The sequence below is a fragment of the Leucobacter komagatae genome (genome assembly GCF_000834055.1).
In the GTDB taxonomy this organism is placed as follows: Bacteria; Actinomycetota; Actinomycetes; order Actinomycetales; family Microbacteriaceae; genus Leucobacter; species Leucobacter komagatae_A.
This window is the reverse complement of record NZ_JXSQ01000001.1, coordinates 254,788-278,147: the sequence shown is the minus strand read 5'-3', so window position 1 is coordinate 278,147 and position 23,360 is coordinate 254,788. Positions and strand designations below refer to the sequence as shown.

Annotated in this window: 28 protein-coding genes; 19 read left to right on the top strand and 9 right to left on the bottom strand. The window is 63.3% G+C overall.

The window, feature by feature from the left end; genetic code table 11:
• The first annotated feature begins 24 nt into the window (after positions 1 to 24).
• Positions 25 to 555, top strand: coding sequence for a ribonuclease H family protein (locus tag SD72_RS01280; RefSeq protein ID WP_042542592.1), 531 nt, complete (start codon positions 25 to 27; stop codon positions 553 to 555).
• A 432-nt stretch (positions 556 to 987) separates the two neighbouring features.
• Here the strand turns inward: SD72_RS01280 and SD72_RS01275 are convergent, their stop codons facing one another.
• The 7 genes from SD72_RS01275 to rpsB all read right to left on the bottom strand — a co-directional run bounded on the left by SD72_RS01275 (position 988) and on the right by rpsB (position 6,456).
• Positions 988 to 1,512: a transglycosylase SLT domain-containing protein gene (locus SD72_RS01275; RefSeq protein ID WP_084766676.1), complete on the bottom strand. Its 525-nt coding sequence runs from the start codon at positions 1,510 to 1,512 to the stop codon at positions 988 to 990.
• Positions 1,513 to 1,673: 161 nt separating this feature from the next.
• Complete coding sequence (locus SD72_RS01270) at positions 1,674 to 2,240, bottom strand: DivIVA domain-containing protein (RefSeq protein ID WP_042542590.1); 567 nt, start codon at positions 2,238 to 2,240, stop codon at positions 1,674 to 1,676.
• Positions 2,237 to 3,157 (bottom strand): phosphatidate cytidylyltransferase, encoded by a 921-nt coding sequence (locus SD72_RS01265; protein WP_042542589.1) that lies wholly within the window; start codon positions 3,155 to 3,157, stop codon positions 2,237 to 2,239. The genes SD72_RS01270 and SD72_RS01265 overlap by 4 nt, the downstream gene beginning before the upstream one ends.
• A gap of 5 nt (positions 3,158 to 3,162) precedes the next feature.
• On the bottom strand, positions 3,163 to 3,717 hold the full coding sequence (gene frr / locus SD72_RS01260) for a ribosome recycling factor (protein ID WP_042542588.1): 555 nt from the start codon (positions 3,715 to 3,717) through the stop codon (positions 3,163 to 3,165).
• A 69-nt stretch (positions 3,718 to 3,786) separates the two neighbouring features.
• Positions 3,787 to 4,506, bottom strand: a complete 720-nt coding sequence (gene pyrH / locus SD72_RS01255) for a UMP kinase (protein ID WP_042542587.1) — start codon at positions 4,504 to 4,506, stop codon at positions 3,787 to 3,789.
• 151 nt (positions 4,507 to 4,657) lie between these two features.
• Positions 4,658 to 5,488 (bottom strand): translation elongation factor Ts, encoded by an 831-nt coding sequence (tsf, locus tag SD72_RS01250; protein ID WP_042542586.1) that lies wholly within the window; start codon positions 5,486 to 5,488, stop codon positions 4,658 to 4,660.
• A gap of 71 nt (positions 5,489 to 5,559) precedes the next feature.
• Positions 5,560 to 6,456, bottom strand: a complete 897-nt coding sequence (gene rpsB / locus SD72_RS01245; RefSeq protein ID WP_042542585.1) for a 30S ribosomal protein S2 — start codon at positions 6,454 to 6,456, stop codon at positions 5,560 to 5,562.
• Between the two features lie 390 nt (positions 6,457 to 6,846).
• Here rpsB and SD72_RS01240 point away from each other — a divergent pair, with 390 nt between their 5' ends.
• The gene (locus tag SD72_RS01240; protein ID WP_042542584.1) at positions 6,847 to 7,659 is read left to right on the top strand and encodes a 3-keto-5-aminohexanoate cleavage protein; all 813 of its coding nucleotides are present in this window, start codon (positions 6,847 to 6,849) and stop codon (positions 7,657 to 7,659) included.
• Positions 7,660 to 7,713: 54 nt separating this feature from the next.
• Here SD72_RS01240 and SD72_RS01235 read toward each other — a convergent pair whose 3' ends face one another.
• Complete coding sequence (locus SD72_RS01235) at positions 7,714 to 8,319, bottom strand: TetR/AcrR family transcriptional regulator (protein WP_042542583.1); 606 nt, start codon at positions 8,317 to 8,319, stop codon at positions 7,714 to 7,716.
• A gap of 125 nt (positions 8,320 to 8,444) precedes the next feature.
• On the opposite strand from SD72_RS01235, the gene SD72_RS01230 reads away from it, so the two are divergent.
• The 10 genes from SD72_RS01230 (at position 8,445) to SD72_RS01185 (ending at position 19,506) form a co-directional block, all read left to right on the top strand.
• Positions 8,445 to 9,218 carry a cyclase family protein gene (locus SD72_RS01230; protein WP_042542582.1) on the top strand — a complete coding sequence of 258 codons (774 nt, stop codon included), beginning with the start codon at positions 8,445 to 8,447 and terminating at the stop codon, positions 9,216 to 9,218.
• Between the two features lie 40 nt (positions 9,219 to 9,258).
• A complete protein-coding gene (locus tag SD72_RS01225) occupies positions 9,259 to 10,563 on the top strand; it encodes an ABC transporter substrate-binding protein (protein ID WP_042542581.1) in 1,305 nt (434 codons plus the stop codon).
• A gap of 66 nt (positions 10,564 to 10,629) precedes the next feature.
• On the top strand, positions 10,630 to 11,553 hold the full coding sequence (locus SD72_RS01220) for a branched-chain amino acid ABC transporter permease (RefSeq protein WP_084766659.1): 924 nt from the start codon (positions 10,630 to 10,632) through the stop codon (positions 11,551 to 11,553).
• Complete coding sequence (locus tag SD72_RS01215; RefSeq protein WP_042542579.1) at positions 11,537 to 12,523, top strand: branched-chain amino acid ABC transporter permease; 987 nt, start codon at positions 11,537 to 11,539, stop codon at positions 12,521 to 12,523. Before SD72_RS01220 ends, SD72_RS01215 begins: the two co-directional genes overlap by 17 nt.
• Entirely contained in the window at positions 12,520 to 13,251 is a 732-nt protein-coding gene (locus SD72_RS01210) for an ABC transporter ATP-binding protein (RefSeq protein WP_052492372.1), read from the top strand. Before SD72_RS01215 ends, SD72_RS01210 begins: the two co-directional genes overlap by 4 nt.
• Positions 13,244 to 13,951 carry an ABC transporter ATP-binding protein gene (locus SD72_RS01205; protein WP_084766675.1) on the top strand — a complete coding sequence of 236 codons (708 nt, stop codon included), beginning with the start codon at positions 13,244 to 13,246 and terminating at the stop codon, positions 13,949 to 13,951. The genes SD72_RS01210 and SD72_RS01205 overlap by 8 nt, the downstream gene beginning before the upstream one ends.
• A gap of 212 nt (positions 13,952 to 14,163) precedes the next feature.
• A complete protein-coding gene (locus SD72_RS01200) occupies positions 14,164 to 14,577 on the top strand; it encodes a YraN family protein (RefSeq protein ID WP_042542577.1) in 414 nt (137 codons plus the stop codon).
• Positions 14,574 to 16,082, top strand: a complete 1,509-nt coding sequence (locus SD72_RS01195; protein WP_042542576.1) for a YifB family Mg chelatase-like AAA ATPase — start codon at positions 14,574 to 14,576, stop codon at positions 16,080 to 16,082. The genes SD72_RS01200 and SD72_RS01195 overlap by 4 nt, the downstream gene beginning before the upstream one ends.
• A 1,092-nt stretch (positions 16,083 to 17,174) precedes the next feature.
• On the top strand, positions 17,175 to 18,608 hold the full coding sequence (locus tag SD72_RS01190) for a hypothetical protein (protein ID WP_042542575.1): 1,434 nt from the start codon (positions 17,175 to 17,177) through the stop codon (positions 18,606 to 18,608).
• Positions 18,609 to 18,681: 73 nt separating this feature from the next.
• On the top strand, positions 18,682 to 19,506 hold the full coding sequence (locus tag SD72_RS01185) for an abortive infection family protein (protein ID WP_042542574.1): 825 nt from the start codon (positions 18,682 to 18,684) through the stop codon (positions 19,504 to 19,506).
• Positions 19,507 to 19,829: 323 nt separating this feature from the next.
• Here the strand turns inward: SD72_RS01185 and SD72_RS01180 are convergent, their stop codons facing one another.
• Positions 19,830 to 20,042: a hypothetical protein gene (locus tag SD72_RS01180; RefSeq protein ID WP_042542573.1), complete on the bottom strand. Its 213-nt coding sequence runs from the start codon at positions 20,040 to 20,042 to the stop codon at positions 19,830 to 19,832.
• A 233-nt stretch (positions 20,043 to 20,275) separates the two neighbouring features.
• Here SD72_RS01180 and SD72_RS16720 point away from each other — a divergent pair, with 233 nt between their 5' ends.
• From SD72_RS16720 to SD72_RS01145, 7 genes are read left to right on the top strand one after another with little or no spacing between them, the layout of a single operon-like run.
• On the top strand, positions 20,276 to 20,668 hold the full coding sequence (locus SD72_RS16720; protein ID WP_052492371.1) for a single-stranded DNA-binding protein: 393 nt from the start codon (positions 20,276 to 20,278) through the stop codon (positions 20,666 to 20,668).
• Complete coding sequence (locus tag SD72_RS01170) at positions 20,665 to 20,898, top strand: hypothetical protein (protein ID WP_157000399.1); 234 nt, start codon at positions 20,665 to 20,667, stop codon at positions 20,896 to 20,898. Before SD72_RS16720 ends, SD72_RS01170 begins: the two co-directional genes overlap by 4 nt.
• On the top strand, positions 20,895 to 21,278 hold the full coding sequence (locus SD72_RS01165; protein WP_042542571.1) for a hypothetical protein: 384 nt from the start codon (positions 20,895 to 20,897) through the stop codon (positions 21,276 to 21,278). The genes SD72_RS01170 and SD72_RS01165 overlap by 4 nt, the downstream gene beginning before the upstream one ends.
• Positions 21,275 to 21,862 (top strand): DUF4192 family protein, encoded by a 588-nt coding sequence (locus SD72_RS01160; RefSeq protein ID WP_042542570.1) that lies wholly within the window; start codon positions 21,275 to 21,277, stop codon positions 21,860 to 21,862. Before SD72_RS01165 ends, SD72_RS01160 begins: the two co-directional genes overlap by 4 nt.
• Positions 21,859 to 22,800, top strand: a complete 942-nt coding sequence (dprA, locus tag SD72_RS01155; protein ID WP_052492370.1) for a DNA-processing protein DprA — start codon at positions 21,859 to 21,861, stop codon at positions 22,798 to 22,800. The genes SD72_RS01160 and dprA overlap by 4 nt, the downstream gene beginning before the upstream one ends.
• Positions 22,797 to 23,006: a hypothetical protein gene (locus SD72_RS01150; protein ID WP_042542569.1), complete on the top strand. Its 210-nt coding sequence runs from the start codon at positions 22,797 to 22,799 to the stop codon at positions 23,004 to 23,006. Before dprA ends, SD72_RS01150 begins: the two co-directional genes overlap by 4 nt.
• Positions 23,006 to 23,341, top strand: coding sequence for a hypothetical protein (locus SD72_RS01145; RefSeq protein ID WP_042542568.1), 336 nt, complete (start codon positions 23,006 to 23,008; stop codon positions 23,339 to 23,341). Before SD72_RS01150 ends, SD72_RS01145 begins: the two co-directional genes overlap by 1 nt.
• Positions 23,342 to 23,360 lie beyond the last annotated feature (19 nt).

Genomic DNA, 23,360 nt, shown 5'->3' with positions numbered 1-23,360 from the left:
GGTGAGCCTGGCAAGATATTGGGTATGACTCTTACGGCTGCAGCAGACGGTTCGGCACTTGGCAATCCAGGCCCGGCGGGTTGGGCTTGGGTCATTGACGATACCCGGTGGCGCGCCGGCGGTTGGCCGCGGGCGACGAACAATCAGGGTGAGTTGATGGCTGTGCTCGACCTTTTGCACGCAACGGCTGACGTAGATGAGCCGTTGCACGTTCTCTGCGATAGCCAGTATGTGATCAACTCGGTGACGCAGTGGATGCCGGGCTGGAAGCGCCGCGGCTGGCGCAAGGCGGACGGCAAGCCCGTGCTCAACCGGGAACTGCTCGAAGCACTGGATGTCGCGCTTGCCGGTCGCGAGGTGAAGTTTGAGTGGGTCAAGGGACACGCAGGCCACCCGCTCAACGAAGCCGCTGACGATCGGGCGCGCGCCGCCGCCGAGGCGTTCCAACGCGGAACAGCACCCGACTGTGGCCCTGGCCTCGCAGGCGCTGCGCCCTCCCCAGAGGTCCCCGTAGAGGGCGCACGCCCCCAGCAGGCTCCCCCGACGCTCTTCTAGCTCTACGCGCGCCGGACGCCGAGCACTCCGCTGCGTGCGGGCTCGGTTATAGCACCGACGGTGCCGCAGACCAGTGACCGGGTCTGGCTGACACCGAGAGGGGCGGATACGCGCCGCCCGGCAGACAACTCGCTACACGCCTCGCCAGCAGTGCGCGTGGAAGTGCCTCCGGTCTCGCACCGCTGCTTCGTCGCCAAAGAGGTGGTCTGCAGGCCATGCAACGACATGGGCCTGCCCGACAGGAACGTCGGCGCCGCACTCCGGGCAGCGGTATGCCTTCTCGGCGCGGTGCGCCGGAATGTCTCTGACGAACCACTCCCCGCCACGATGGGATTCCTTGCGGGCCCCGCCGTAAGCGAGGCGCGTGACGTCACGCTGCGGGCTGTTTGCAGCCCGCTGGTACTTGCTAGGTCCGCGGCCCTTCGCCACGGTCTACCACCAGTGGTTGGCGGTCCAGAAGCTGTATGCGCCCGACCAGCTTCCGTAGCGGTCGGTCGCGTAGCCGTTGGCCCAGCGGAGATTGTCGACAGGATCGTATCCGCTGCCCGGCACCTTGCTGCACGGGAGCGCCTGGATCAGGCCGCACGCGCCAGAAGACGGGTTCGTGGCGTTCGGGTTCCAGCCACTCTCCTTCTGCGCGATGAAGTCTACGTATCCCCAGTCGCTCTCCGCGATGCCAGCGGCCGCCATCCACTCGGCTGGCGATCCACCGCCCTCGTAGCGCGGCGGTGCAGCCGGTGCTTCGGGCGTTTCGAGCGCATCAGGGGTTGTATCTGCCGAATCCCCCTTGTTTCCCTCTGTCGGCTTGGGTGCCGGCTTCGGGTCGGGGAGCTTCTCGATCGGGACCTCAGGGAGGACGAAATCATCCGCCGGGTCGATGTTCGGCACGAATTCCTGGAAGAGTCGCTCATTCACTGCGGCCGGCACGACATCAGCGTTTGCATCTGTCAGCGTCATCGGTGCAACTGCAGCGCCACCGAGGAGCACAGCGACTGCCGAGACCGCTAGAGGGGCTCGCAGGCGGGTCCATGGACGGGTGGGGCGTGTTGTCTGAGTACTCACAATATAACGATCTTATCTCAGGGGGTCTGGGAAGCCAAGGGGGAACGGAAAGCCGGTCAGCGCGTTGACAGGATGATGTCTACGAGGGCATCGAGCAGCGCATCGACCTGGGCTTCGTCGTAGCCGCGCCATTCCGGATGGAACACGATCTCCCGAACCTCACCTGGCGTGACGGAAATCTCGCGGTTTGCAAACATGGCGCCGATCCGGTCGAGGAACGCATCGACCTGCGAACGACGGTAGCCAAGCGCAAACATGCCGCGACGATTGAAGCGCTTTCCGCGGGGCCGACCGATCCTGCCGCGAACGTCAGAAAGCAGCCCGCGCGCCTCACGCCACCACTCATCCTCACCGTGCTCGCGCACAATTGCCCTGCGCTCGCGTTCGAAAAACACGTCCTCGAGCCGGTCGAGCGCCGCGTCAACGTGCCTCGGCGAGTACCCCTTGCGCTGCATCTTGAAGGCAAGATTACGAACGTCGTCCGCGGTGAGCGCCTGCGGCCCACCCTCCTCGTATGCTGCGCGTGCCTGATCGAGGAACAGATCGACCTGCTCAGGCTTGTAGCCGCGTTCACGCCCACTGGTGAGGGGAAACGGGCTCTGCGTGTCTGCGGTATCGCTCACGATAGTACTCCCAGGATCAGCGCCAGCCCGTACACGACGACAGTGGAGGGCAGCAGTGAATCGAGTCGGTCGAGCAGTCCACCGTGTCCGGGGATCCAGTTGCTCATGTCTTTCACGTTGAGATCACGTTTGATGAGCGACTCCGTGAGGTCCCCGCCGGTTGCGGTGAGCAGCACGAGCGCTCCGAGAATCACGCCGATCCACCACGGCTGGTCGAGTGCCGTGATGGTGATCAGGACGCCGGCAACCATTGCCGCGACGGCAGCACCGGCAAATCCCTCCCAGGTTTTGTTCGGGCTGATGCGCGGCGTCATCTTGTGGCGGCCGAGGGTGACTCCCGCCGCGTACGCGCCGATATCGACCGAGACAGCGACCAGCACGAGTGCAAACACCCACCACTCCCCGTCGGGTGCGGAGCGGAGGAGAATCGCGAAGCTTCCGAGAAACGGCACATATACGAGCGCAAACAGGCCAGAGAAGATGTCCCTGATCAGCGTTTTCGGCTCGACATCAGTGCGGGCGATGAGGCCCTCGATGACGCGCCAGATCGTGAGCAGGGCCGCTGCAGCGAAGAGGCTGAGCAGCAGCCCTTCCGCACCGTAGAAGTAGGCTGCGGCCACCATGCTCAGCGCACTGACGGCGACGCCGATCCGCGGCACACGCCTTCCGGCGACGCGGAACGCCGTTGCCAACTCGACAGCGGCTACGCCGACGAGCAGCGCAACGAAGACCGCGAAGAGGCTCTCAAGGAAGAGCAGGCTCCCAACGAACACGGCAGCCAGCAGCAACCCGACACCAATCGCGAGAAACAGGTTGCGGCCTGCCTTCTTCTCGATCCGCGCGTTTGTAGCTTCGAGCTGCGCGCGCGTCGAATCGAGATGTGCTCGAATCTCCTCGCGACGCCCTCCCCCCGACATACGAATCAGACTTCCAGGAGCTCTGCTTCTTTACGCTTGAAAGCATCGTCCACCTGATCGGTGAACTGCTTCGTGAGCGCCTCAAGCTCCTTCTCAGCGCGAGCGACATCGTCCTCGCCGACCTCGCTCTTGAGTGCGTCGAGATCGTCCTTCGCGCTGCGGCGGACGTTGCGGACGGCGACTCGAGCGTCTTCCGCGCGCGACTTCACGATCTTCACGAACTCCTTGCGTCGCTCCTGCGTCAGCTCAGGCAGCGTCACCCGAATGACGTTGCCGTCGTTCGTCGGGTTTGCGCCGAGGTTGTGCATGTCGCGGATGGCCTGCTCAATAGCCTTCATCGCGCCCTTGTCGTAGGGGGTGATGATGAGGCTACGAGCATCCTGGTTCGCTACCGACGCGAGCTGTGGCAGCGGCGTTGGCGTTCCGTAGTAGTCGACCATGAGGTTCTGGAGGAGCGCGGGGTTTGCACGCCCGGTGCGCACCGTCGCGAACGACTCCTTCGCGGCTTCAACCGCCTTGGTCATTCGTTCCTTCGCGTCTGCAAAGACTTCTTCGATCACGCTGCGTCTCCTCCACGACTCCCTGCCACCCCGGCCGGGGCGACATCGGCTTTCTGCAATACTTCGAGTTTAGCGGTGTACGAGGGTCCCGAGCTTCTCGCCACGGAGAGCTGCGGTGACATTGCCCGCCGGTTCCATGCCAAATACGCGCATCGGCATGCCATTGTCCATGCACAGGCTGAACGCTGTCGAGTCAACGACCTTCAGCCCCTTCACGAGCGCCTCGTTGTACGTAATATCGTCGATGAGCGTTGCGCTCGGATCCTTCGCGGGATCGGCGGTGTAGACGCCATCGACGCCATTCTTCGCCACGAGAACCTCGTCGGCGTAGATCTCAAGCGCGCGCTGCGCGGAAACGGTGTCTGTCGAGAAGTACGGGAGGCCGGCCCCGGCACCAAAGATGACGACCCGACCCTTCTCGAGGTGCCTGATCGCGCGAAGCGGGATGTAGGTCTCCGCAACCTGCGTCATCGTGATCGCGGACTGCACGCGTGTCTCGACGCCTGCTTGCTCGAGGAAGTCCTGGAGCGCGAGGGCGTTCATGACGGTGCCAAGCATGCCCATGTAGTCCGCACGACCGCGGTCCATACCGCGCTGTGAGAGCTCCGCGCCTCGGAAGAAGTTTCCGCCACCGACAACAATGGCTACCTCTGCATCATCCATCGACGCCGCGATTTCGCGGGCGATTTGGCTGACGACGTCCGGGTTGACTCCGAGGGTTCCCCCTCCGAATGCCTCACCCGACAGTTTGAGCAGTACCCTGCGCTTACGATTGCTCTGGTCGGACATGCGTCTCCTTCTTAAAGTCTTCGCCGGCATCCCGGCACTCCCCCGGGCCTAGGCCCGGATCCTGCTGGCGCTAGGCTGCATCAGTTCCACAGCCTACCGCCCACGCAGCACAAAACCCGGGTCGCATTGACCCGGGTTGTGTGCTGCGGTGTTAGGCGCCCACCTTGCAGCGGGTGAAGCCGGTTACCTTGATGCCAGCTGCCTCAGCAACCTTTGCAACGTCGCGCTTGTCAGCGTCGAGTGCGTGCACCTGCTCGTTGAGAACGACCTGCTTGAAGAACGCGTTGAGGCGACCCTCAATGATCTTCGGGAGCGCAGCCTCAGGCTTGCCCTCGTTCTTCGAGATCTCGGTGACGATGTCGCGCTCCTTGTCGACGTCGGCCGCGGGGACCTCGTCGCGAGTCACGTAGACAGGCTCAGCGAAGGAGACGTGCTGGGCGATGCTCAGCGCGGCCTTGTCGTCTGCACCCTCGTAGCCGACGACAACGCCGATCTGCGGGGGGAGGTCCTTCGAGGTGCGGTGGAGGTAGATCGCGGTGCCCGGAGCCTCGATGCGCTCAACGCGGCGGAGCACGATGCGCTCGCCAATGATCGCTGCCTCATCGGTGATGAGTGCTTCGACGGTCTTGTCGCCTGCGGGAGCCGCGAGGGCTTCCTCAGCGTTCTTCGCGCCAGCTGCGACGATCGCGTCAAGAACCTGCTCCGAGAGCGCGAGGAACTTTTCGTTCTTCGCGACGAAGTCGGTCTCGCACACGAGCTCGATCATTGTTGCAGCGCCTTCGCTCTGCTTCGCAGCAACGAGGCCTTCGCTCGCCTCACGGTCGCCGCGCTTTGCGACGCCCTTGAGGCCCTTGAGACGAAGGATCTCGATTGCCTTCTCGATGTCGCCCTCGGCTTCAACGAGTGCGTTCTTGCTGTCGACCATGCCGGCGCCAAGACGCTCGCGCAGCTCCTTCACAGCGGCCATGCTTACTGCAGCCATGTGTGTCTCCTTGGGGTTTGGGCCAGCGCCGCACTTGTGGTGCGGCGCCGGCCAATGTCTATGAGGGGTGATTACTCGGCTGCAGGAGCCTCTGCTGCGTCAGCAGCAGGAGCTTCGGTCGACTCAGCAGCAGGTGCCTCGGTAGCCTCGGCAGCGGGTGCCTCAGCAGCAGGCGCCTCGGTTGCCTCAGCAGCGGGTGCCTCAGCAGCGTCGGTGTTCAGCAGGGCAACTTCCCACTCTGCGAGTGGCTCAGCAGCTGCATCGCCCTCAGCAGGCTTCTGGTGGCGCTCCATGAGGCCCTCAGCGGCTGCGTCAGCGATCACGCGAGTGAGCAGCGCAACCGAGCGGATTGCGTCATCGTTGCCCGGGATCGGGTAAGTGACGTCGTCCGGGTCGCAGTTCGTGTCGAGGATGGCGATAACGGGGATACCCAGCTTCTTCGCCTCGTCGATCGCGAGGTGCTCCTTCTTGGTGTCAACGATCCAGAGCGCCGAAGGCGTCTTGGTCATGTTGCGGATACCACCAAGGGTCTTCTGCAGCTTGTCGAGCTCGCGCTTCTTGAGGAGGAGCTCCTTCTTGGTGAAGCCAGTGGTTCCACCCTCGAAGTCGAGCTGCTCGAGCTCCTTCATGCGCTCCAGGCGACCGGTAACGGTCTGGAAGTTCGTGAGGAGGCCACCGAGCCAGCGCTGGTTCACGTAGGGCTGGTTCACGCGGGTCGACTGCTCAGCAATCGCTTCCTGCGCCTGCTTCTTCGTGCCGACGAAGAGGATCGTGCCGCCACGAGCAACCGTGTTCTTCACGAACTCGTAAGCCGAGTCAATGTAGGTCAGCGACTGCTGCAGGTCGATGATGTAGATGCCCGAACGCTCGGTGAAGATGAAGCGCTTCATCTTCGGGTTCCAGCGGCGGGTCTGGTGACCAAAGTGTACGCCGCTGTCGAGCAGCTGGCGCATGGTTACAACGGCCATTGCCGTCTCCTGTTCTCGCGCGCGAACGCGCGATTGTTTGGTTAATTCGGCCGCGGATGCGACCTGATCCTGGTGCCCACGGGTTTCACCACCCCTTGCGGGGACCAACGGCAAAACTCCGGTGAATGGGCACGCGAAGTCACCTCTTGCGAGGCGCAATTGGAAAGTCTACCACTGTCGAGGCCTGCGCGTGGCACGTTTAGGGATCGCCGCGTTGGCGCCGTGAGACACGCTGGGTCGCCTTCCCTGTCGTCGCCACTCTACGCACGCAGCTCCGCCGGAGCTTCGAGCCGACCGTTGACAAGCTCAGTGCTCGACCGTAGCCTGGGGGCGAATAACTGTACAGTCGCACAGTTTTCGAAATTGAGACCTTGTTTGAAAGAAGGAACCATGAGCGTCGTCGTCACCGTTGCCCCGACCGGACCTATCGCAACCAAGAAAGACAACCCAAACCTCCCAACCACACCAGCAGAAATCGCAGCGGCTGTCAGCCGCGCTTATGATCTCGGCGCGAGCGTCGCACACATTCACCTGCGCGATGAACAAGAGCGGCCAACGGCAGACTTGAACATTGCGAGGGACGTAGTTGCTCGCATCGAAGATGCCTGCCCAATACTGATCCAGCTCTCAACCGGTGTCGGCCTCGGTGTCTCTTACGAGGACCGGGCCGCGCTCGTTGAGCTCCAGCCGGCGATGGCAACCCTTAACCCGTGTTCAATGACGTTCGGGGGCGGAGAGTTCCTCAACCCGCCCACGAAAGTGCGTGACCTCGTTCGCCGCATGGTGGATCTTGGCGTCAAACCCGAGCTCGAAATCTACGACACAGGGCACCTTGACGAATGCCTCCGCATGCGGGACGAGGGAATTCTCCCTGACCTACTGCAGTTCAGTATCGTCATGGGCGTCCCTGGAGGCATGGCAGCGACCCCGGAGAACCTCATCATGATGGCGAGCCGCCTCCCAGAGGACTGCATCTGGCAGGTAATCGCTATCGGGCGCTCCAATCTGAACCTCACCGCAATCGGCCTCGCGCTCGGCGGGAATGCTCGAGCGGGAATGGAGGACACACTCCATCTCGGTAAGGGACGCCCCGCGCCAGGGAACGACCCCCTAGTCGAACGCGCAGTGGGACTCGTGCGGGGACTCGATCTCGATCTCGCCACCGTTGACGAGACGCGCACACTCCTCAAGCTCACGAGATAGTCAGCCCGGGTGCGCGCTCGCTGGCCGGCGCGCGCGCATTCGTAGCGCGCTGGACTACTTGCTGAACGCCGAAACCAGGAATTCTTTAAGAATTCCCGCGGTGTCGGCAACCGTGAGTGAGGCGCTCACTCCGAGCCTCAGGGCGCGATCATCAACCGAGATCATGCTGATCGCGCTCACCGCAAAAAGATAGTTCCAACGAACAGTATCTGGCGACAGGTCGGGCCGTGCCCGCTGTAGCGCTTCAATGAAGGCGAGCGCAAACGGGTCGTACAGCTCGGCAATGATGCCTCGGCTATTCGATGAGGGGTCGGTCGCCTCCCGAGCGAGCAACTGTGCAAACGCGAGACCTTCCGGAGTTGTACGCAACTCCATTTGAGGCTCCACGAATGCGGCGACAATCTGAGCGATGGTGTCTTCCCTGCCAAACTCAACCGTCTTCAAGAGCGCAAGCCGCTCGCTCAGCACCTCGGAGCGGTCAAGGAAGATCTCACGATAGAGATTCTCCTTCGTTGCGAAGTGGTAGGTGAGCAACGCGACGGACACTTCGGCCTTCGAGGCGATCTCTCGCATCCCAACCGAATCAAAGCCGTGCTGCGCAAACATGCGCTCGGCCGTGCGCAGTATTCGCACGCGCCTACTGATTTTTTCTGCACCCATTGAGCTTCCTCAAGCCGTTCGGTTTTCGCAAAGGAGCTCTTTGACACCGAATTCTTTTCATCGTAGTATCAATCCATTACTGTACAGCCGTACAGTCTCGCTATTTGGTCAAAGGGGCTCAATATATGCGTCGAATCGTTGATCTTTCTGTTCCACTCAAGAATGGAATCGCTTCCGATCCGCCCGGCCACGTGCCAGTGATCGACTACTTTGATCACTCCCAAACGCAAGAAGAGATCCTCGCGTTTTTCCCCGGAGCAACGCCAGCGGATCTGCCAGACGGCGAGGGGTGGGCAATTGAGCGAGTGCAGCTCTCTACGCACGCAGGCACGCACCTCGATGCTCCCTACCACTTCGCTTCAACGATGGACCGCGGTAAGCGCGCAATGACCATCGATGAGGTGCCTCTCGACTGGTGCTTCCAGCGCGGCGTCAAGCTCGACTTCCGCCACTTTGCAGACGGCTATGTCGTCCAGCCACACGACATCGACGAGGAGCTGGAACGCATCGGACACGCCCTCGAGCCGCTCGACATCGTCGTCGTAAATACGAGCGCAGGAGAACGCTTCGGCCACGACGATTACCTTGCCAAGGGCTGCGGCGTTGGCCGCGATGCGACGCTGCATCTCCTCAAGCAGGGTGTGCGCGTCACCGGTACCGACGCTTGGAGTTGGGACGCGCCCTTCATATTCACGGCAGATCGATACTCCCGCGATGGTGACGCTTCGATCATCTGGGAAGGTCACCGCGCTGGCCGCGAAATCGGGTACTGCCACATCGAGAAGCTGCACAACCTCGAATCAATCCCGTCGACGGGTTTCGAGATCGTGTGCTTCCCGGTGAAAGTTGAGGGCGGATCTGCCGGCTGGAGCCGCGTCGTTGCAGTCTTTTCTGAATAACTGAACCGGGTCTCCCGGACCCACCACAAGGAGCAATTCAATGAAGAATTCACCATTCAAGCAGGCCGTCCTGCTCGCGATTACGGTCACAGCAGTGTGCAGCCTGACCGCATGCGGAGGCGTCACCGACCCCAACGCTGGCCCGGCAGCTGAAGAGGCAACGGCTGCAGCGGGGCTCGTAGCCCCCATCGCCAACATGGACTGTGAAGAAGGCGCTGAGCCTACGGGCGAGCCCATCGTTATCGGCGGATCAATGTCGCTTACAGGACCACTCGGTGGAACCGGTGCCGTGCATGACGCTGTTGGCAATCTCATGGTCGACTGGGTAAACGAGTGCGGCGGCATCGACGGCCGCCCAATTGAGTACAAAGTTCTCGATGATCAGTCGACCCCAGCACAGGTCACGAGCAACTACGAGCGTCTTCTCTCCGAAGGCGTCGATCTCGTTGTCGGGCCATACGCCGGCGCAGCAGCGCTCGCAGGCGCCGGCCCAGTCTCGGCCGCCGGATATGCATACCCAACTGCGACCAATGGCGTACCGGAATCACTTATCGGGGACAACCATTTTCCCTCGTGGCAGATTGGTGGTGGCGCTACCGATGGCATGTGGAAGCTAGCCGCCGAAGACCTCGCTGAGACGCTCGCGAAGGCAGACAATGCGCCTAAGACCGCGTTCATGGCAACGCAGAAATTCCCGACAACGCTCAGTTTCTCTGAGGCGCAGAAGCCAGCGTTTGAAGCGGCGGGCATCGAAGTCGTCGACAGTGTCGAGTACGACATGGGCACAACGGATTTCACCTCCATCGTGACTCGTATGCTCGCGGCAGACGCTGACATCGTGTGGATCGGCGCCGTCGGAATGGATATCTCGAATTTCCAGCTCGCGTTTGACTCACTCGGATACACCCCGCGCAACCTCTTCGCCTCGCTGTCGGGCCCAGCTGCCCTCGACAGTCTTGGCGAATCCGCAGAGGGGATCCTCGTCTCTTCAATCTACGAGGACAACGCACCCCTGAACGACACTGATATTGCTCGCTACTTCACTTCCGCCTACCTCGATATCGCGAAGGCAGAGAACCTGGTGCCCGTGATCGAGACGCAGGCTGCCGCGGGCTTCGGAATGTGGCAGATTTTGCTCACGGCGGTCGCCGAAGTAGGCCCGGACAACGCGAAGATCATCGAGTGGCTCGGGTCTAACGAGGTAGAGACCCTCGCGGGGCCGGTGAAGTTTGACGGCTACAACGGTTACGGCTCGGATCTGAACCGTGTCGCACAGGTACAGGACGGAAAGCGTGTCCTCGTATCCCCAGAGGAATTTGCCGGCGCTGAGATCCGGCTCAACTAAGACACGTTCCGGGGGCGGGCGCAGCGACGCGCCCGCCCCCGGACTCACGATTGAATTGGAGAGTTGATGTCTGGAGCCACACTTGCGCTACTACAGACTCTGTTAAACGGAGCCCTACTCGGTTGCCTCTTTGGGCTCATAGCGCTCGGTCTCACGATGAAGTGGGGGCACCTTGGCGTGCCAGACTTCTTCCACCTTTCGCTCACGCTGTTTAGCGGATACCTCACGTATACCCTCGTCACCGGGCTCCTCATGAACCCGTTCATGACGCTGCTCATCACCGTTCCAGCCATGTTCCTGATCGGTGTACTCACACAATGGCTGTTTTTCACGATCAAGGCATCGGCCTTTACGTCGCTCCTGCTCACATTCGCGCTCTTTATCGTCGCAGAGAGCGTCATGTCCGTGATTTGGAGTCCGGATTTGCTGAGCATGCGTAAGTGGCTCGATGGAACGTTCACGTCAGCGATCCGCATCCCTATCGGCGACAAGAGTCTTTCAGTTCTCCCGGTAGACGTGATGGCTCTCGCACTCGCGTTGGTCTTGGTACTTGCGACATGGTGGATGCTTAAACACACCAGGTGGGGCAGGGCACTGCAGGCGATGCGTCAGGACGCGCAGATCGCAGAGGTGCTCGGAGTGCGGATCCTCCCTATTACGCTCATCGTGTCAGGGCTTGCAGCGGCCACCGCCGCAGTCGCAGGCATGGTCGTAGTCGTCCGAATGCCACTCACTCCCGGTCTAGCCATGAACTGGATCGGGGTCGTGATCGTCGCCACACTCCTCGGCGGACTCGGTCGTCCGCTTGGCGCTCTCATCGCAGCGATCATTCTCATGATGGTGCAGAATGCGTGGTCACTCTGGTTCCCACCGCAGTGGTCACCCGCCGTCGCTTTCGGTTTGCTGTTCATTTATCTTGCGCTGCAACCCATCGTGAGGATCACACGCGAGCGCTTAGAACTTAGGAGGAACCGTGAACAAGCTGTTTGATCTTTCCACGCGGCGTCAGCTGCTGCTCGTTATCGCGAGCACCGTCGTGCTGCTGCTGCTCGCATTCGCGTTCCCCAACAACTACGTCGCTACCTTCGCGTTCCAACTGCTCACCTGGATCATCCTCGCGATGAGTTGGTCGCTCTTTTCCGGTAACTCTGGCTATGCGAGTTTCGGCCACGGAGTGTTCTTCGGCCTTGGAACGTACGCCACCGCAGCGATTTTCCGCTTCACCGATTTGCCATTCGGTATTGCCCTGCTCATCGCTGGTTTGACTGGCGGCGTGCTCGCGCTTCTCGTTGGCCTCGCGGTGTTCTCCTCAGCACGCTTCGCTGGAGACCTCTTTGGCCTCATCACGCTCGCCCTTGCTTTCATCGTGATGACGGTCGTTTCGAACGTTCCATGGCTCGATGGCGGGTCAGGTGTGTTCGTCCGCGAACTCGTCGGCGACAAGTGGATTGGGGCAAACACAACAAACCTCTACATCGTCGCCGCCCTGCTAGCCGGGCTCACTGCGGTTGTCGCTGTACTCGCCTGGAAGACACGCTGGGGTGCCGCGCTTCAGGCGATCCGTGAGGACGAGAACGTCGCAGAATCGCTCGGGGTCGCAACTTACCGCCACAAGGTACTTGCTTTCGCCGCGAGCGGTACGCTCGCAGGCCTCATCGGAGCACCACAGGCTGTGTTCCTTGGGTACATCGAGGTCTCCTCCGTCTTCGCGCTCAACATCCCCCTGTTCGTACTCATGATGGTCATCCTCGGAGGTATCGGCCAGTGGTGGGGTGCAGTCATCGGCGCAATCGTCGTCGTGGTACTTCGCGAGGCACTGCTCGGGCTCGGATCAGCTGACATCGCACAGATTGTCGTTGGGGTGGCGCTGATCGCCGTGATCATTGTGATGCCCAACGGGATCTCTGGCTTCATAGAGAGACTCAGAAACCGATCCCACGCGAAAGAGGTGACCTCATGAGCGTCTTGCTCGAATGCACTGGAATCACGAAACGTTTCGGAGGAATCGTCGCTCTTGGGGGCGTCGATTTCACGGTGCGAGAGGGACAGATTGTTGGCCTTGTCGGCCCAAATGGTTCTGGCAAGACCACGCTGCTCAGCTGCATTGCCGGATCGCTCGCGGTCACTTCTGGCAGTGTCACTTTTGCTGGCAGCGACATTACTCGCAGCAAACCGCACACTAGGGCACACGCGGGGATCTCGAGAACGTTCCAAATCCCCCGTCCACTGAACTCATTCTCGGTCGCCGAAAACGTCGCGATCGCTGCAATGTTTGGAAGCGAAGCGCTCTCAAAGCCACTCGCCATGGAGCGCGCTGCGACGGTACTTGACAGAGTTGGAATCAGTAAGCACCAGTCCTCTCAGGTGAGTGCACTCACTCTCCACGAACGTAAGTTCCTTGAGATCGCACGGGCTCTCGCGCTCGATCCCAAACTGATCTTGCTCGACGAGGTACTTGGCGGCCTCAACCCGTCAGAGGCCGCTGAGGGGATGGAGCTCATCTCCAGCCTGCGGTCCGACGGAATCTCTGTCGTGTACATCGAGCACAATGTGAAGGCGGTGTCCGCTCTCGCCGACTATATGTATGTACTCAATCGAGGCCAGAACCTCGCCGAGGGCACACCGCAAGAGGTGCTCTCGAATGGGCTGGTCATCGAGGCCTACCTCGGAGGTGGCGCTCATGCTTAAGGTAAACGATCTCGTCGTACAGTACGGGGAAGCCGCAGCGTTGCGCGGTGTGTCGCTGTCCATAGAGCAAGGCCAGACGGTCTCGCTCATAGGCTCGAACGGTGCCGGAAAGTCCACGCTGGTAAAGGCGTTGATGGGAATGCAGCCCATCACGGCTGGAACTGTAGAATTCCTCGGCGAAAACATCTCAGCCACACCAGCTACCGAGAGACCTGCGCTTGGAATCGCACTCGTCCCCGAAGGGCGCCGACTCTTCAAGGACCTCACGGTGCAAGACAACTTGATGCTAGGCGCGCACCATCCAGCCGCAAGGCAGCGCTCCGGTGGGGACATCCAGTTCGTGTACGACTTGTTCCCCGTGCTGGGCGCGAGGCGGAAGCAGCTCGCCGGCACAATGTCTGGCGGTGAGCAGCAAATGGTTGCACTCGGGCGAGCACTCATCTCGAAACCATCGCTGCTTATCCTCGATGAGCCTTCCCTTGGTCTCGCCCCGATTGTCGTCGAAGAGGTCTTTGAAACAATCAAGCGAGTTACTGCCGAGGGCGTTACAGTGCTGCTCGCAGAACAGAATATGCAACAAGCTCTTGCGTTGTCCGACCACGGTTACGTGCTCGCTGAGGGCACGGTTGTGCTGGAGGGATCCGGCATGGAGTTGCTGACCTCCGCTCAGGTGCGTGAGGCGTACCTAGGCGGAGCATAACGCGGATGATGCGGAGGGAGTGCGGCTTTGCAGCCTCCAACCCCACCGACTAGGCATCCCTCGGTGCGGGCACTTTATTCCAGGTGAAGCGCCCGCACCTTTTGTCCACAGACCTCCCCCGCTTCTCAAAAGCGCCGATTTCTCCACATCTGCGAATTCTCAGCACACCACCGGCGTTCCTTAAATAACACTCGTGTGAGGAGGATACGCACATGCACATACCCACTCACCAGCCGAATGAGGCGCGAGCGCCCCACCAGGCTCCGACCAGTCATAACCAGTCGCTCGGTGCTCGCGGCGAGCGCATCGCGGCCGACTATCTCATCGCTCGCGGGCTGATACTCATCGAGCGCAACTGGCGTTGCACGTATGGCGAACTCGATCTCATCATGCGCGACGGCGAAACCTGTGTTGCGATTGAGGTCAAAACGCGCTCAGGCACAGGCTTCGGTTCGCCGCTCGAAGCGATCACTGCGCGAAAAGCCGCTCGATTACGAAGACTACTTCTTGAGTGGGCCGGCACAACGGGCAACCGCGGGCGGGGGCTGCGTGTTGACGCGGTTGGCGTCCTGTTACTTCCAGGAGCAGCGGAACCACACGTCGAGCATCTGCGGGCGATCGCATGAGCGTCGGGGTATGTCGTGCCGCAGCGGTTGCCCTCACCGGGCTTGAGGGCACCACCGTCATGGTTGAGGCCGCTGTCGCTCAACAGTTGCCTGGAATGGCGATTATCGGTCTTCCCGACGCCGCGCTAGCGGAGGCGAAGCAGCGCGTCCGAACGGCCTCAGCGCAGGCTGGCCTACCGCTGTCTGATCGGTTCGTAATCGTGAATCTAGCGCCAGCTTCACTCCCCAAGCAGGGGTCGGGGTTCGACCTCGCGATCGCACTTGCGGCACTTGCAGCCTCTCGTCGACTCCCCACCGACAGGCTCACCACTACGGCCCACATTGGCGAGCTCGGACTCGACGGCGGTTTGCGCAGGCCAGCTGGGCTCCTGAGCGCCGTGATCGCAGCGAAGGAGCTCGGTTTTTCTCGGGTTATGGTGCCAAAAGTCGCAGGCGACGAGGCACGCCTCGTCCCGGGAATCACAGTGGTTGAAGCTGGCACGCTTGGCGGGGCCGCCGCCTGGCACAGCGGAACAGAGGGCGACTGGTCTGAGGCTCCAAGCTCGCCTCAACAGCGCGCGACATCGGCACCAGCGGCAACCACTGCAACCACGGCAACCGAGCGTTTCGACATGGCCGACGTTATTGGGCAGCCAGAAGCCGTTGAGGCGATGGTCATTGCAGCTGCGGGTAGGCACCATATTTCGCTCGTTGGCCCGCCGGGCTCGGGCAAGACGCTGCTCGCGACGCGGCTTCCGACGATCCTGCCAGACCTGTCTACTCACGAGTCGCTCATCGCGAGTAGCATCGCCTCGCTCAGCGGCTCAGCGCTCCACACGCTGGTCACGAGGCCGCCGTTCGAGAGCCCTCATCACACGGCCTCGTCAGCGGCGATAGTTGGGAGCGGGGACTCACGCGGCATCCGGCCAGGGTCGATATCGAGAGCGAGTCACGGGGTGCTCTTCATGGACGAGGCACCTGAGTTTGGTCGCGCGGTCCTCGACGATCTTCGCGAACCACTGGAGTCCGGGACCATCACCATCTCGCGCGCCAGACTGCACGCGAGTTTGCCAGCGAAACTCCAGCTGGTGCTCGCGGCAAACCCCTGCCCGTGCGGAAACGCCGGCTCCCCTGAAACAGCGCTGTCGTGCACGTGCAGCCCGAACACCCGCATCAGATATTTGGGGCGACTCTCAGGCCCGCTCACCGACCGCATTGACCTGCGGCTCACGTTGCGGCGAGTAAGCAGCGTAGTGGCGGGCGGCACCGTTTCAGGCTCAGCGCCAGCCAGTAGCGAACTACGCGAGCGCGTCGCCACAGCCAGAGAACGCGCGCAGCGCAGACTCGCGGAGACTCCCTGGCGACTAAACAGCGAGGTGCCAGGAGAGTGGCTCCGCAGCGACGCCATGCGTCTACCGGTGAACGCAACCACAGCAATCGACCGCGCATTAGCCTATGGGGCACTGACGGTTCGCGGATACGACCGTATTCTGCGGGTGCACAATACGACATTTTTGCGCATGTGAGCAACGGCGGGGAAACCCCAGTTCAGCGCGTGGTTCCTGCCGCTCGCAGATGCTCGGCTACTGCCGGGCAGGGAGGGCTCCCCTCCTCCAGGAGGTGCTCGGCGTGAGCGGGAAGGCGTCCGCGGCTGCGCTCGGCGGAGCGGGCGGAAGCCACCGAGCGTAACGGAACGAGCGTTACGCTTCCCGACGCGTCGAGAAACCGCGGAATCATGCGGCAAAACAGGGCGTCGGAGCACGCGAGCGGCGGTGCGGCCGGATAGTAGCGTCACGGCCGCGAAACGGCGAGATCCGCGGAATCATGCGGCAGAACGGGGTGCGTAACGCTGTAACGCTGAAAAGGCGAAACCTATTATATACAGAGCACGTAAGTACACACATGGCATGGTGGTTGGTCTTGATATTTTACTTCTTCTCTATACCAATTCCTCAGAAAGAGCGTTACACCGTTACACTCAAGAGAAAACCCTGGTCAGAGACGGGTTCTGTTGTAACTCTGCTGTAACGCCAGGAGGCCCGGCGTTACAAAACCGGCTTCCCCGCCCCGGCGAGCAGACTCCCTGCACGAAGAAACCCCTGGTAAACGAGGAGAAACGCACACCTCACGAGCCGCGGGGCCAGCGTTACACGGCCGGAAGCAGCGTTACGCAGCCGCCCGGCAGCACGCCCAATGCAGCCCGTCTGCCCGAGCAACCTCATGCCCGAGGGGCTCTCCCTCCCCAGCCCGGCCGAGGCGCAGCGGGAGCGCAGCCGCGGGCCACCAGGCGTTGCAGACCCCCTCGACGGCCTCTCCGGGGCGCAGCGGGAGCGGAGCCGAGGCCCCCTGAGACGCAGCGGCCACGCAGCGGGAGCGGAGTGGCTGCGACCCGAGGCCCCTCTGGGCGCTCGGCACGATGCGCGACACGCCGTGCCGGCCGTCGCTTCGCGATGTAGATCGACTCGTCTAACGTGAGGGGCAGTCGTTGGGACTCATACTGCGACTACCTTTTCAGAAGGCCGCTCCAAGAACTCGGACTCCAGGGAGCGGCCTTCGCCTTTTCTTCCGCCTCCGGCAGTTCCCTGGGCCCTAGCCTGACCCAGGAGGAGAATGGCAGCATGCCTCGCCTCCCGCTCAACACCGCGCAGCTCGAAGTCCTGACCTGGGTGCGGGACGGCGCGCCGGACGGGGTGTACGAGGGCTACGAGCACCGGATCGTCGCCCGCGCGCTGCACAACCGCGGCCTGGTCGAGGTGAAGGGGCACGGCAAGCAATGGCAGGCGTCCATCACGGAAGACGGCGCCTACTACGCCGATCATGGCGACTACCCGCCCCAAGAAGACAGCGAGCGACCCGCCGCAGACGAGAAGGCCCCGTCACCGGCGGAACGACCCAGCCGCGACTCGGCCCCTGCTCCGGCTCCCCGCAAGCCGGCAGTCCGCAAGCAGGGCCCCACCGCAGCAATGATGACAGCGCTGCTCGCGGCCCCGGACAACCGGATCGAGATCGACTACGACGAGCATCACCGGTACGAGCAGCTCGCGAAGACCGCCGAGCGCTTCAAGAAGGTCCCGGAGGGCATGCAGGTCACGGTTGAGAGCGACTGGCGCGAGAGGACCGCCTGCGTGCGGCTGCACCCGCTGCCCGAGTGGCGCATGCGCGTGCTCGACCCGGTGCCCGTGCCGGCGTCCCTTCGCGGGGCCTCCGAAGTGGTCAAGAATCTCCGCGACCGGGAGGACTTCGAGATCAGCGCCAGTGAGAAGAACCGTGCCCTTCGCCTCGCGCAGGCGCTCGTCGCCGAGGCGGAGCTGCGAGGCCACAAGGCGAAGTTCATCAAGCCTCCGCCGAAGGATCGCTGGGGTTACGTGCAGAAGTACGACCGGAATCAGGGGCACCTCATGCTTGTGCTCGGGCCCGATGAATACCGGCTGAGCCTCTTCCAGATCAGCAAGAACTTCGAGCACGTCCTTTCGAAGACCGAGGCCAAGCGCGCCGAGCAGGGTCACTGGGTCCAGAAGTGGGACGTCGTGCCGACAGAGAGGCTGGGCATCCGCGTCGAGACCCACGGCGTCAGCTTCTGGGGCTCGGAGTGGAAGGACACCGCCGACCGCCCCCTTGAGGACTCCCTCGCGCAGGTGCTGCAGGAGCTGGAGCTCCGGCACGAGGCCGAAGAGCGCAGCAGGGAGGCTGCGGAGCGCGCCCGCATCGAGCGCCAGCGTAGGTGGGAGATCGCCCGCGAGCAGGCCGTGCAGGAGCTCACGGACAGCCACCGGGCCAAGGAGCTCGCCGAGCAGGCGAAGAGGTGGAAGAGGGCAGCCGACATCCGCGAGTACGCCGACGCTGTCGAGCAGCGCGCCCTCGCCGAGCCTGACGACGACGCGCGCCGCGAGGCCCTCGAATGGGCCCAGTGGACCCGCGAATACGCCGACCGCGTCGACCCGCTCCGGCAGCGGCTGCGCCTGCCGGAGCCGCCGAAAGCCACGGAGAAAGCACTGCAGCCGTTCATGGGCGGGTGGAGCGCGTACGGGCCGGAGTCGACGTACAGGGGCTGAGCCCACTGCTCATCTTGCTCGCTTCGGCAGGGCGAGCACTCGCGTCTCCCAGGTTGCGGCAGAATGGTGAGGCATGAGCAACAACCCGATCAACGGCGAGACCGGCGCCGCGCTCGCGCAGTTCTTCTTCGGCGGGGCCGGCCCCTCGCACGGAGAGCTTTCACGCGCGTTCGGCGCCGCCGGCCTCGGCTCCTTCGACGACTACAAGTACGACCCGAACGTACAGGGCCCGAGCAAGCAGCAGCGCGTCATCACGATCTGCCGGGTGGCTGAGAAGAAGCCTGATAATGCGAAGAAGCTCGCAGACGGCATCCTCGACGCGCTTCGCCGCAAAGGCTCGTTCAACGACGACGACAACGCGGCTGACATCGCGACTCTCCGGTCGGCTTTCGCTCACGTCGGCTGGTCGCTCACCGAGGAGGGTCGACTGGAGCGGCTCGGCGCGATCGACCTGGAGACTGGCGGTCGCGCCGCACTCGACGAGCAGCTCGCACGGCTGCGCAGGAACATCGACGATCCTGCCGCGGCGCTCGGCTTCGCCAAGGAACTCCTCGAAGCGGTCATGAAGTTCGTGATCGAGGGCAGCGGGATGCCGCTGCCCAAGAACCCCAAGTGGCCGATGCTCATCCACCTGTCGTTCGACCGCCTCAACTTCGAGTTCAAGGTCGTCGACGACTCGGTCCCCGGAGCGACGGCCGTGAGGGCGATCTACCAGTCGGCCAAGACGGTCATCGAGTCCGTGAACGATCTCCGCAACGACCACGGCACCGGCCACGGAAGGACGCTGCCGACCGCGCTGCGCGAGGAGACGGCGATCTACGTCGTCCGGGAGGCCGTCCACGTCGCCGAGCTCATGCTGAGCACGTACGACCGCCAGATGAGCGGCGGACGGGTCTGAACAAGTCATGATGCGCCTGACGACGTCAGGCGCTGGGGCGCGGCACAGCCGCGCCCGGGTGAGTGAGTGACAGGAGTTCTCTTCCGCTATAGAGCGGGAGCACTCTCCTGCGAGTCGTGGCTCGGTGCTCTGAGTCGCCCTAAGGGACGCGAGGTTCGATTCCTCGCAGTGAGCGCGTGCGCCCACGAGGACGAGTGGACAGTCTGCAGACGAGGCCGGTTGGATTCCGGCTGAGGCACGACAATAGCGGCTGTGCCACGCGCACAGACCGCACCTGGAGCCGTCACGGGCGACCGTGGCGGCTCTTGCTTTTCATGTCCCCGTTAACGCAAGTGCTCGAACGGGTCAACCACAGCGTGCAGGCCGTGCTCAGGGCACGAGAACGCCACCCTAATGCCGTCGCCCGTACCGGCGTCGAAGGGCTCCGGCACGCAGTCGCGGCCGCACTCCTGGCACATGCGGTACTGCTCGTTACCCGTGCCGTCACCGACACGGATCTCCAGGTCGTCGGGGACTTCAACACCGTCGTCGCTCATCCTGCGACTCTACGCGCACTGAGCTATCTGCTGTCAATGGCGGACACTGCGTGAAAAGCAAGAACCCCGAGGCGTGATGCCTCGGGGTTCTTGCTTCTATTCCGCTCGCCTGCGCGAGCGAGGAAGCGAGTGTTGGGGCCGGGCATAGCCCGTCCCGGGAAGAACTTTGAGAGGTGCAGCCCTGCGGGCTGTGGCTCTGTTGGCATCACGGAACAACAGAAATGAGCACAGCCATGTCTGAGCAAAAGCAAGCACAGAAGCAGATCACCGTGTCCGGCGTCGTCGGGGACACGGTCAAATACGGCACCACGAAGCTGGGCCAGCCCTACGTCTCATTCGAGATGGCGGTCCAGGAGGGGCCACGTCGCGGCGCGAAGCGCACCGTGTACTACACAGTGAACGCGTTCCGGCAGCTCGCCGTGAACGCATCGCAGAGCATCAAGCCGGGCGACCGTCTGCTCGTGACCGGCACCGCTAAGGAGGTGCTGCTCTGGAACCGGGGCGGCTCCATCGCGAAGCACACCATCAACGCCGAGCGCATGGGACACGACCTGTTCTGGGGCACCAGCGAGTTCACGCGCGGCACGGAGAACGCAGAGGAAAGCACAGACAAGGCTCAGGCATGAGCACGAGGGGACCCGAAATGACCGCCTCAAAGCGCACCCCGTCCACGCTCACGATCCTCGGCGTCACCGTCGTCGTGGGCAGCGCCATCGGCCTCGCCCTCAATGATCTCGTAATCGCCGACGGTACGAGCCTCTTCGGGCGCGCCGTCCTGTTCGCCGCATTCGGCGCGGTGCTCCTGGTGATCGGCCGTGCCCGCGACGCACAAAGAGGAGAGAAGAAGACATCATGACCCCCTCACTGACCCCATCGCTCACCCCATACGACACCGGCGACCGCCTGGAACCCCAGCCTTGGCGCCTCACGGACAACGACCACTACGGCTACGTCGACTTCGACGACGACGAGAGCGCCACTGTGTTCACGATCGTCGGCAAGCGCCCTGACCACAACACAGCCGACGGCTCGCCGGGATACCTGCTGAGCGTCAGCGCCTACTGCGATGACACAGCCGTCGAGATCGACGGAGACAGAGTCCTCGTTCTTGACGAGGACACCCTGGCGGGCCTCAACACTCTCGTCGAGCTCGCCGAGCAGGGTACTGCCGTCGACGCCGACGCCTGGCGCCTCGTTCAAGGAACCATCAAGAAGATTCAAGGAGCACGACCATGAAAGCACAGCCCACCGTCCTCCGCGCCACGAGCAGCGCTGATTTCCTCGCCGCGCTGCCCCGGCTCACGGGCATGACCGCGCCCGAGAGCTGCTTCGTCGTGCTGTTCGACGGCAAGCGCACGCTCGGCGCAGCCCGCATCGACCTGCCGCCGCTGGAACAGCTAGAGCGCCCCGGTGACGAGATCGAGCACTGGCTGCGCCAGGTGGCCGAGATCGCCCTCAAAAGCGACGCCGTGGCCGTTGTAGTCAACACTGACGCTCAGCTCTCCAAGCAGCCCGTGTCGAGCCCGCACGGCACGCTCACAGGCGTGCTGGCTGATGTCTTACACGCTGCCGGCGCCTCAGTTCGCGACGCCCTCGCCGTCGGCTCAGACGGCTGGGCGAGCTTCGTCGGGACAAACTTCCCTCAGCTACATAGCCTCGACGAGATCCAGCAGAGCCCGCTCTACGACCCTGACCACGTGCTGCTCGGTGTCGACGAGTGGCGCGCCCAGCACCCCGGCCGGACGGCCGAGGACCCCGACGAGATCACAAATATGGCGGCACAGATGTGCGCCTCCGGCAGTCAGGAGAACAGATCATGAGCACCAGAGACGCAGACCTCCTCGCGCGCTTCGCCTGGAGCCGCATCGTCGAGCCCGGCGACCGCGCGGCAGCGGTGCTGATCAACGCGTTCGGGGCTGCAGAGGCGCTCGACCGTCTCGCGTCCATCGACGAGCAGATCAGGAAGCGCGTCGTGAACGCGTCATATGCGCCGCTCGCTGAGAAGTGGCTCGCCCGTCACGACATGTCGCAGGCCCAGCGCGAGCTGGAGCAGGCACTGGCCGCAGGTCTCACGGCTCTGCTGCCCGGCGACGAGCTCTGGCCTGCGCGCCTCGGCGACCAAGAAAGCGCAGACCCGCTTGCACCGGCTCAGCCCCTCATGCTCTGGGCTCGCGGCGACGTTGCGTTGCTCCAGAAGCCGAGCCTTGCGATCACCGGCGCCCGCGCCTGCACCGGCTACGGCGAGCACGTGACCCGCGAGATCGCAGATCACGCAGCGCAGCGCAGCGTCACCGTGCTGGCTGGCGCCTCCTACGGCGTCGACGGCGCGGCTCACCGTGCGGCACTGGCGGCCGCCGGCAAGACCGTCGCGGTGCTCGCGAGCGGCGTGGACAGAGCCTATCCCGCGGGCCACCGGGAGCTCATCGAGCGGATCGCCGAGGCGGGGCTCACCGTCAGCGAAGTGCTCCCGGGCACAGCGCCGACCCGTTGGCGGTTCCTCATGCGCGGCAGGGTGATCGCTGCGCTCGCGGATGCAGTGGTTGTTCCAGAAGCCGGAGCGCGCTCTGGCGCGCTGCAGGTGGCGCAGCAGGCGCACGGCCTCGGCAGGCGAGTCGGCGCAGTGCCGGGGCCGGTCACAAGCGCAGCGAGTGCGGGCTGCCACATGCTCCTGCAGCAGGGCACAGCGCAGCTGGTTGCAGACGGCGAGGAGGCGCTCCGGCTGCTCGGGCTGAGCCATAACGAGAGGAGACGGCCGTGAAGCCCCAGGGCTACAGCCTCGCCGAACAGGTGAGGGCCAGGTCGCTCGTCTTCGACCGCGGGGACGCCGTCATGGTCCCGCTCCACACGGCTCCGGCGCTCGCGCTACGTGCCGCCGAGCTCGCGCTCGGTGGGCCGGCCGCGTTCGCCGGGTTCAATCAGCTCGGGCACGCCGTGTACCGGCGCGAGGAAGAAGGGGGCAGGTGATGACCTGGAAGATCTATCGCGAAGCGCTGTCGCTCAAGCTCAGCGAGATCGAACTGGACGGAGATCTCCACTACGACGCCGCGCAGGCCGCGCTGTGCCTCGTCGATCCTGAGTCGGGCGAGGAGGAGGTCCTCACCGTGAGCCTGCTCAGTGACGGCTACGTCGCTCTCCCCGGCGAGGTGTTCGTCCGTGACTACAGCGAGCACAGCGGCCTGCCGACGGCGCTCGTCACAGCAGGCGTCTGCGAGTTAGTGGAAGAGCTCAGCGTCGGGCCGTTCGGCTCCTGGGTGCAGCGCATGCGCGTGCTCGAAGCACCGAGCGCTCATCGTTCATAGAACAGAAGGAGGCCTGAGA

Excerpts from the sequence above, each read along its gene's own strand:
- SD72_RS01280 (WP_042542592.1), top strand. The coding sequence starts at position 25 with ATGACTCTTACGGCTGCAGCAGACGGTTCGGCACTTGGCAATCCAGGC.
- SD72_RS01275 (WP_084766676.1), bottom strand. The coding sequence starts at position 1,512 with ATGACGCTGACAGATGCAAACGCTGATGTCGTGCCGGCCGCAGTGAAT.
- SD72_RS01265 (WP_042542589.1), bottom strand. The coding sequence starts at position 3,157 with ATGTCGGGGGGAGGGCGTCGCGAGGAGATTCGAGCACATCTCGATTCG.
- pyrH (WP_042542587.1), bottom strand. The coding sequence starts at position 4,506 with ATGTCCGACCAGAGCAATCGTAAGCGCAGGGTACTGCTCAAACTGTCG.
- tsf (WP_042542586.1), bottom strand. The coding sequence starts at position 5,488 with ATGGCTGCAGTAAGCATGGCCGCTGTGAAGGAGCTGCGCGAGCGTCTT.
- rpsB (WP_042542585.1), bottom strand. The coding sequence starts at position 6,456 with ATGGCCGTTGTAACCATGCGCCAGCTGCTCGACAGCGGCGTACACTTT.
- SD72_RS01240 (WP_042542584.1), top strand. The coding sequence starts at position 6,847 with ATGAGCGTCGTCGTCACCGTTGCCCCGACCGGACCTATCGCAACCAAG.
- SD72_RS01235 (WP_042542583.1), bottom strand. The coding sequence starts at position 8,319 with ATGGGTGCAGAAAAAATCAGTAGGCGCGTGCGAATACTGCGCACGGCC.
- SD72_RS01230 (WP_042542582.1), top strand. The coding sequence starts at position 8,445 with ATGCGTCGAATCGTTGATCTTTCTGTTCCACTCAAGAATGGAATCGCT.
- SD72_RS01225 (WP_042542581.1), top strand. The coding sequence starts at position 9,259 with ATGAAGAATTCACCATTCAAGCAGGCCGTCCTGCTCGCGATTACGGTC.
- SD72_RS01220 (WP_084766659.1), top strand. The coding sequence starts at position 10,630 with ATGTCTGGAGCCACACTTGCGCTACTACAGACTCTGTTAAACGGAGCC.
- SD72_RS01210 (WP_052492372.1), top strand. The coding sequence starts at position 12,520 with ATGAGCGTCTTGCTCGAATGCACTGGAATCACGAAACGTTTCGGAGGA.
- SD72_RS01205 (WP_084766675.1), top strand. The coding sequence starts at position 13,244 with ATGCTTAAGGTAAACGATCTCGTCGTACAGTACGGGGAAGCCGCAGCG.
- SD72_RS01200 (WP_042542577.1), top strand. The coding sequence starts at position 14,164 with ATGCACATACCCACTCACCAGCCGAATGAGGCGCGAGCGCCCCACCAG.
- SD72_RS01195 (WP_042542576.1), top strand. The coding sequence starts at position 14,574 with ATGAGCGTCGGGGTATGTCGTGCCGCAGCGGTTGCCCTCACCGGGCTT.
- SD72_RS01190 (WP_042542575.1), top strand. The coding sequence starts at position 17,175 with ATGCCTCGCCTCCCGCTCAACACCGCGCAGCTCGAAGTCCTGACCTGG.
- SD72_RS01185 (WP_042542574.1), top strand. The coding sequence starts at position 18,682 with ATGAGCAACAACCCGATCAACGGCGAGACCGGCGCCGCGCTCGCGCAG.
- SD72_RS01180 (WP_042542573.1), bottom strand. The coding sequence starts at position 20,042 with ATGAGCGACGACGGTGTTGAAGTCCCCGACGACCTGGAGATCCGTGTC.
- SD72_RS16720 (WP_052492371.1), top strand. The coding sequence starts at position 20,276 with ATGTCTGAGCAAAAGCAAGCACAGAAGCAGATCACCGTGTCCGGCGTC.
- SD72_RS01170 (WP_157000399.1), top strand. The coding sequence starts at position 20,665 with ATGAGCACGAGGGGACCCGAAATGACCGCCTCAAAGCGCACCCCGTCC.
- SD72_RS01165 (WP_042542571.1), top strand. The coding sequence starts at position 20,895 with ATGACCCCCTCACTGACCCCATCGCTCACCCCATACGACACCGGCGAC.
- SD72_RS01160 (WP_042542570.1), top strand. The coding sequence starts at position 21,275 with ATGAAAGCACAGCCCACCGTCCTCCGCGCCACGAGCAGCGCTGATTTC.
- dprA (WP_052492370.1), top strand. The coding sequence starts at position 21,859 with ATGAGCACCAGAGACGCAGACCTCCTCGCGCGCTTCGCCTGGAGCCGC.
- SD72_RS01145 (WP_042542568.1), top strand. The coding sequence starts at position 23,006 with ATGACCTGGAAGATCTATCGCGAAGCGCTGTCGCTCAAGCTCAGCGAG.